Annotated in this window: 10 protein-coding genes; 9 read left to right on the top strand and 1 reads right to left on the bottom strand. The window is 42.5% G+C overall.

What is annotated here, in order from left to right; translation table 11 throughout:
* The 9 genes from rplB to ON073_RS19830 all read left to right on the top strand — a co-directional run.
* A partial coding sequence (gene rplB, locus ON073_RS19870) for a 50S ribosomal protein L2 (RefSeq protein WP_274763610.1) occupies positions 1–652 on the top strand: 652 nt, incomplete at its 5' end.
* Positions 653–668: 16 nt separating this feature from the next.
* Positions 669–947, top strand: a complete 279-nt coding sequence (gene rpsS, locus ON073_RS19865; protein ID WP_010561269.1) for a 30S ribosomal protein S19 — start codon at positions 669–671, stop codon at positions 945–947.
* Positions 948–959: 12 nt separating this feature from the next.
* A complete protein-coding gene (gene rplV / locus ON073_RS19860; protein WP_010561268.1) occupies positions 960–1,292 on the top strand; it encodes a 50S ribosomal protein L22 in 333 nt (110 codons plus the stop codon).
* An 11-nt stretch (positions 1,293–1,303) separates the two neighbouring features.
* Positions 1,304–2,002, top strand: coding sequence for a 30S ribosomal protein S3 (gene rpsC, locus ON073_RS19855; RefSeq protein WP_274763609.1), 699 nt, complete (start codon positions 1,304–1,306; stop codon positions 2,000–2,002).
* A gap of 13 nt (positions 2,003–2,015) precedes the next feature.
* The gene (rplP, locus tag ON073_RS19850; protein ID WP_010561266.1) at positions 2,016–2,429 is read left to right on the top strand and encodes a 50S ribosomal protein L16; all 414 of its coding nucleotides are present in this window, start codon (positions 2,016–2,018) and stop codon (positions 2,427–2,429) included.
* Complete coding sequence (rpmC, locus tag ON073_RS19845) at positions 2,429–2,620, top strand: 50S ribosomal protein L29 (RefSeq protein ID WP_010561265.1); 192 nt, start codon at positions 2,429–2,431, stop codon at positions 2,618–2,620. The genes rplP and rpmC overlap by 1 nt, the downstream gene beginning before the upstream one ends.
* Entirely contained in the window at positions 2,620–2,865 is a 246-nt protein-coding gene (gene rpsQ / locus ON073_RS19840; RefSeq protein WP_038639203.1) for a 30S ribosomal protein S17, read from the top strand. Before rpmC ends, rpsQ begins: the two co-directional genes overlap by 1 nt.
* A gap of 357 nt (positions 2,866–3,222) precedes the next feature.
* A complete protein-coding gene (locus tag ON073_RS19835) occupies positions 3,223–3,930 on the top strand; it encodes a hypothetical protein (protein ID WP_274763606.1) in 708 nt (235 codons plus the stop codon).
* 9 nt (positions 3,931–3,939) lie between these two features.
* Complete coding sequence (locus ON073_RS19830) at positions 3,940–4,194, top strand: hypothetical protein (protein WP_274763605.1); 255 nt, start codon at positions 3,940–3,942, stop codon at positions 4,192–4,194.
* Between the two features lie 137 nt (positions 4,195–4,331).
* Here ON073_RS19830 and pckA read toward each other — a convergent pair.
* Positions 4,332–5,602, bottom strand: a 1,271-nt coding sequence (pckA, locus tag ON073_RS19825; protein ID WP_274763604.1) for a phosphoenolpyruvate carboxykinase (ATP), incomplete at its 5' end; no start/stop codon positions are given.

Genomic DNA, 5,602 nt, shown 5'->3' with positions numbered 1-5,602 from the left:
TAAGCATCATTACCGTGTAATCGATTTCAAACGCACTAAAGACGGTATTCCGGCTAAAGTTGAGCGTTTAGAATACGATCCAAACCGTAGCGCAAACATCGCTCTTGTATTATATGCAGACGGTGAGCGTCGTTACATCATCGCACCTAAAGGCCTTAAAGCTGGTGATTCAATCCAATCTGGTGTTGATGCACCGATCAAGGTTGGTAACACATTGCCAATGCGTAACATGCCTGTAGGTTCTACTGTTCACAACGTTGAGCTTAAGCCTGGTAAAGGTGCTCAAATCGCTCGTTCAGCGGGTGCATACGTTCAGATCCTTGCTCGTGAAGGTCAGTACGTAACACTTCGTCTACGTTCAGGCGAGATGCGTAAAGTTGAAGCGGATTGTCGCGCAACTTTAGGTGAAGTAGGTAACGCAGAACACATGCTTCGTTCACTGGGTAAAGCTGGTGCTAACCGTTGGCGTGGTGTTCGTCCTACAGTTCGTGGTGTTGCCATGAACCCAGTAGACCACCCACACGGTGGTGGTGAAGGTCGTACTTCTGGTGGTCGTCATCCTGTGTCTCCATGGGGTAAGCCTACCAAAGGTGCTAAGACACGTAAGAACAAGCGTACTGATAAATTTATCGTACGTCGTCGTACTAAGTAATAGTTGAGGAATTGCCATGCCACGTTCTCTCAAGAAGGGTCCTTTTATTGACCTACACTTGCTGAAGAAGGTAGAGAAGGCGTTGGAAAGCGGTGACAAGAAGCCTATCAAGACTTGGAGCCGTCGTTCAATGATCATCCCTAATATGATCGGATTGACCATCGCTGTCCATAATGGTCGTCAGCACGTCCCTGTATTTGTTTCGGACGAAATGATCGGTCACAAACTAGGTGAATTTGCACCTACACGTACTTATCGCGGCCATGCTGCTGATAAGAAAGCTAAAAAGCGTTAATAGGGGAATATGATGGAAGCATTAGCTAAACACAAATTCGCCTCTGGTTCAGCGCAAAAAGCACGTTTAGTTGCAGATCAAGTCCGTGGACTACCTGTTGATCGCGCGCTAGAAATACTGGCGTACAGCCCGAAATCAGCGGCTGTTTTAGTTAAGAAAGTACTAGAGTCTGCTATTGCGAATGCAGAGCATAACGAAGGTGCTGACATTGATGAGCTTAAAGTGGCGAAAGTTTTTGTAGACGAAGGTCCTACAATGAAACGTATTCGTCCACGTGCTAAAGGTCGTGCGGATCGCATCCTTAAGCGTACTAGCCACATCACTGTTGTGGTTTCAGATAACTAGGAGATTAACTAATGGGACAAAAAGTACACCCTACTGGTATTCGCCTAGGTATCTCAAAACCTTGGGTATCTACTTGGTACGCGAATACAAAAGACTACTCTGAGACGCTATTTGGCGATCACAAAGTTCGCGCTTTCCTTACAAAGGAATTAAAAGCGGCTTCTGTGTCTAAAATCGTTATCGAACGTCCAGCGAAATCAATCCGTGTAACAATCCACACAGCTCGTCCTGGTGTTGTTATCGGTAAAAAAGGCGAAGACGTTGAGAAGCTACGTCAAGCAGTGACTAAACTTGCAGGTGTTCCGGCTCAGATCAATATTTCTGAAGTTCGTAAGCCAGAGTTAGACGCACAGCTTGTAGCTGACAGCATCTCTTCACAGCTTGAGCGCCGTGTAATGTTCCGTCGTGCTATGAAGCGCGCGGTACAAAACGCAATGCGTCTAGGCGCTAAAGGTATTAAGGTTGAAGTTAGCGGTCGTTTAGGCGGCGCTGAAATCGCACGTTCTGAGTGGTACCGTGAAGGTCGTGTACCTCTACACACTCTACGTGCTGATATCGATTACGCAACTTCAGAAGCTTTAACTACTTACGGCATCATCGGTGTTAAAGTTTGGATCTTCAAAGGCGAAGTTATCGGTGGTCTTCCACTGAAACAAGAAGCTGAGAAGCCAGCTAAGCGTGCACCGAAAAAAGCTCGTAAAGCTAAGTAAGGGGTAGCGATCAATGTTACAGCCAAAACGTACAAAATTCCGTAAAATGCACAAAGGCCGCAACCGCGGTTTAGCGCAAAACGGTAACAAAGTTAGCTTCGGCTCATTCGGCCTTAAAGCGACTGGCCGTGGCCGTATGACTGCTCGTCAAATCGAAGCAGCTCGTCGTGCTATGACTCGTCACATCAAGCGTCAAGGTAAAATCTGGATCCGTGTGTTCCCAGATAAGCCAATTACAAACAAGCCGCTTGAAGTTCGTATGGGTAAAGGTAAAGGTAGCGTAGAATACTGGGTTGCTGAAATCCAACCTGGTAAAGTACTTTACGAAATGGAAGGTGTTTCAGAAGAGCTTGCTCGTGAAGCATTTGACCTTGCTGCTCGTAAACTACCATTCAAGACAACATTCGTAACTCGGACGGTAATGTAATGAAAGCTAGCGAATTAAAAGACAAGAGCGTAGAAGAGCTAAACACTGAACTTCTAGAGCTTCTTCGTGAGCAGTTTAACCTGCGCATGCAAGCGAGCACTGGTCAGCTAGCTCAGTCTCATTTACTACGTAAAGTACGTCGCGATATCGCGCGTGTTAAAACGGTTATCAACCAGAAGGCAGGTGCATAATGAGCGATAAAATCCGTACTCTACAAGGTCGCGTAGTTAGTGACAAGATGGACAAGTCTATCGTTGTTGCTATTGAACGTCAGGTGAAGCACCCAATCTATGGTAAATTCATCAAGCGTACTACTAAGCTACACGCACATGATGAGAACAACACTGCTAAAGTAGGCAACACAGTTACTATTCGTGAGTGTGCTCCTATTTCTAAGAACAAATCTTGGACTTTAGTTGACGTTGTTTCTGCTTAATTTTTATTAATTAAGCGAACGCTAAAAACCCCAGCCTAGGCTGGGGTTTTTTACGTTTAGAGCAAAGTGATTTTGATAACGGATGAAGCACCATTCTCAATGCTAACCGGTAAATTCATTTAGCGTACTACTAAGCAACACGCACATGATAAGAAAACCATTTCCAAAGATGGCAACACAGTCATTATTTGTGAATGTTGCAGTTTAGTTTTTAATAATTAGTGCCTAAGGCAAACCCGAGACTACATTTACTGCTTACTTACGATTTCTTACATTGTTTAGACTTTGTTCGCTGAACTTTATACCTTGGCTAGACTCCTAACGTATTCATAATAAATAAATTTTTAAGGTATTGTTGTGCGTTCAAAGCAAATGGCATTGCTGACGTCTATTACCGTTCACTTTGTTCTTGGGTACTTGCTGGTAACTCAAACTTTTAAACAATCAACTTCAAAGCAGGGAGCGTCTCTTAAAACCTACATCATACCTGTCGCGCAGCAGCGCAAAATTCTTGCTGAAATGATGAAACCTAAAGACGCGCAAAAGCCTGAATTAAAACAACAGGAAGTACCTGAAAAAATTTTAAAAAAAACAGTTGTTGGGCAGGAAAATAAAACCCCAAAAGTTGCAAAATTACCGGTACCAAAAAGTACTGAAAAACCGCTGGAAAGCGTTCTTAAAAATCAGAAAAAGTCGAATGAAACCAAGACTAAAGTGATAAAGTTTAATCGTTATAAGAGCCTCGAGAGTGTAATTGACAAAGAACAGCAAGCCTTTTTTAAATCGCAACAATTCAATAACCAGATAAGCCAGCCTAAAGTTAAAATTAAGCCGTCGCAGAAATATCAAGATCTAGTCAACGAGCAAGCTGAAGTTGTTGTTGGTAGCGTAACCTCACCACGTAAGACCCTAAAATACAAAGGTAAGTGTTATCTTGTCGATAGTAGTTCAGAAATGGGTAGTATGGATATGCCGTCATCATCTGGCTTTCCATGCCCGGGTGAAAAATCAGATAATGAAATATTGCTGAAAAATTCGTTAGATAAGTATTTAAAGAAAAAATAAGGGATCCGCGTGAAATACATTGTGCTGATTTTATTAATGCTAATAAGCGCTGGTTGTTCAGCTGGTTTGCAGCAACGGGAAGTAAGAGAGTGTCGAGAAAGCGCCTTTCAAAATCAAGCAATACCTATGGCAGTAATGGAAGCCCAGTATAAAGATTGTCTAAACAATAAAAAGGAAATACGAGAGGCTGAGAGGCAAATAGCACTAACTGAAAATGTACTTGAGATTTTGCTGGCTATCTTTGGTGCAAAAGAGCTTGATTAGTATTAACGGTAAGCTCGTTCTATATCACTCTTAATATTGAATAGTCATTCACTTTAATTCGCTTAGAAAAAGTATCTCTTTTATAAAACAAAAAGCCAGCTAAAAGCTGGCTTTTTTAATTAAGGAGAATGACTTAATTAAAGTTTTGGTCCTGCCGCTACAAGCGCCTTGCCGTTTTCTGTGTCGGTGAACTTATCAAAGTTATCAACAAAACGTTGAGCTAGGTCTGTTGCTTTGTCAGTCCATACGCTTGCATCTTCGTAAGTGTTACGAGGATCAAGAATATCACCTTCTACACCTTCAAGTGACTTAGGTACTTCAAGGTTAAATAGTGGCACAATTTCAGTTTCAGCGTTATCGATAGAGCCATCTAAGATAGCGTCAATGATTGCACGCGTCGCTTTAATTGAAATACGTTTGCCTGTGCCGTTCCAACCTGTGTTTACTAGGTAAGCTTCAGCGCCAGCAGCTTCCATACGCTTTTGTAGTACTTCAGCGTACTGTGTTGGGTGAAGTGATAAGAAAGCAGCACCAAAACAGCTTGAGAAAGTAGGTGTAGGTTCAGTAATACCACGCTCAGTACCTGCTAATTTCGCTGTGAAACCCGATAGGAAGTAGTACTGTGTTTGCTCTGGCGTTAATTTAGCAACTGGTGGTAGTACACCAAACGCGTCAGCAGTTAAGAAGATAACTTTCTTCGCGTGACCTGCTTTAGACACCGGCTTAACAATGTTATCAATGTGGTGAATTGGGTAAGAAACACGCGTGTTTTCAGTTGTTGAGTTATCGTCAAAATCAATTTTGCCGTTTTCATCAACTGATACGTTTTCTAATAATGCATCACGACGGATTGCATTGTAGATGTCTGGTTCATTTTCTTTGCTAAGGTTAATTGTTTTTGCGTAACAGCCACCTTCAAAGTTAAATACGCCGTTGTCATCCCAACCGTGCTCATCATCACCAATTAGCTCGCGTTTAGGATCTGTTGAAAGTGTTGTTTTACCAGTACCAGAAAGACCGAAGAAAATTGCAACGTCGCCATCTTTACCAACGTTTGCACTACAGTGCATTGACGCGATGCCTTTAAGCGGTAGGTAGTAGTTCATCATTGAGAACATACCTTTTTTCATTTCACCGCCGTACCAAGTTCCACCAATTAATTGGATTTTCTCAGTTAGGTTAAATGCAACGAAGTTTTCAGAGTTAAGACCCTGTTCTTGCCACTTGTCGTTAGTAGTTTTTGCACCATTCATTACGATGAAATCAGGCTCGTAATCTTTTAGCTCTTCTTCAGAAGGGCGAATGAACATGTTTTTAACGAAATGTGCTTGCCATGCTACTTCAGTAACAAAACGGACTTTCAGGCGTGTGTCTTCATTTGCACCACAGAAAGTGTCAACTACGAAAA

This window comes from Pseudoalteromonas sp. G4 (genome assembly GCF_028875915.1).
Classification (GTDB): domain Bacteria; phylum Pseudomonadota; class Gammaproteobacteria; order Enterobacterales; family Alteromonadaceae; genus Pseudoalteromonas.
The sequence above is the reverse complement of the archived record's forward strand: the minus strand, read 5'-3'. Positions and strand labels throughout refer to the sequence as shown.

What these genes read in the sequence shown, in the direction of transcription:
- rpsS (WP_010561269.1), top strand. Translation starts at nt 669, where the DNA reads ATGCCACGTTCTCTCAAGAAGGGTCCTTTTATTGACCTACACTTGCTG.
- rplV (WP_010561268.1), top strand. Translation starts at nt 960, where the DNA reads ATGGAAGCATTAGCTAAACACAAATTCGCCTCTGGTTCAGCGCAAAAA.
- rpsC (WP_274763609.1), top strand. Translation starts at nt 1,304, where the DNA reads ATGGGACAAAAAGTACACCCTACTGGTATTCGCCTAGGTATCTCAAAA.
- rplP (WP_010561266.1), top strand. Translation starts at nt 2,016, where the DNA reads ATGTTACAGCCAAAACGTACAAAATTCCGTAAAATGCACAAAGGCCGC.
- rpmC (WP_010561265.1), top strand. Translation starts at nt 2,429, where the DNA reads ATGAAAGCTAGCGAATTAAAAGACAAGAGCGTAGAAGAGCTAAACACT.
- rpsQ (WP_038639203.1), top strand. Translation starts at nt 2,620, where the DNA reads ATGAGCGATAAAATCCGTACTCTACAAGGTCGCGTAGTTAGTGACAAG.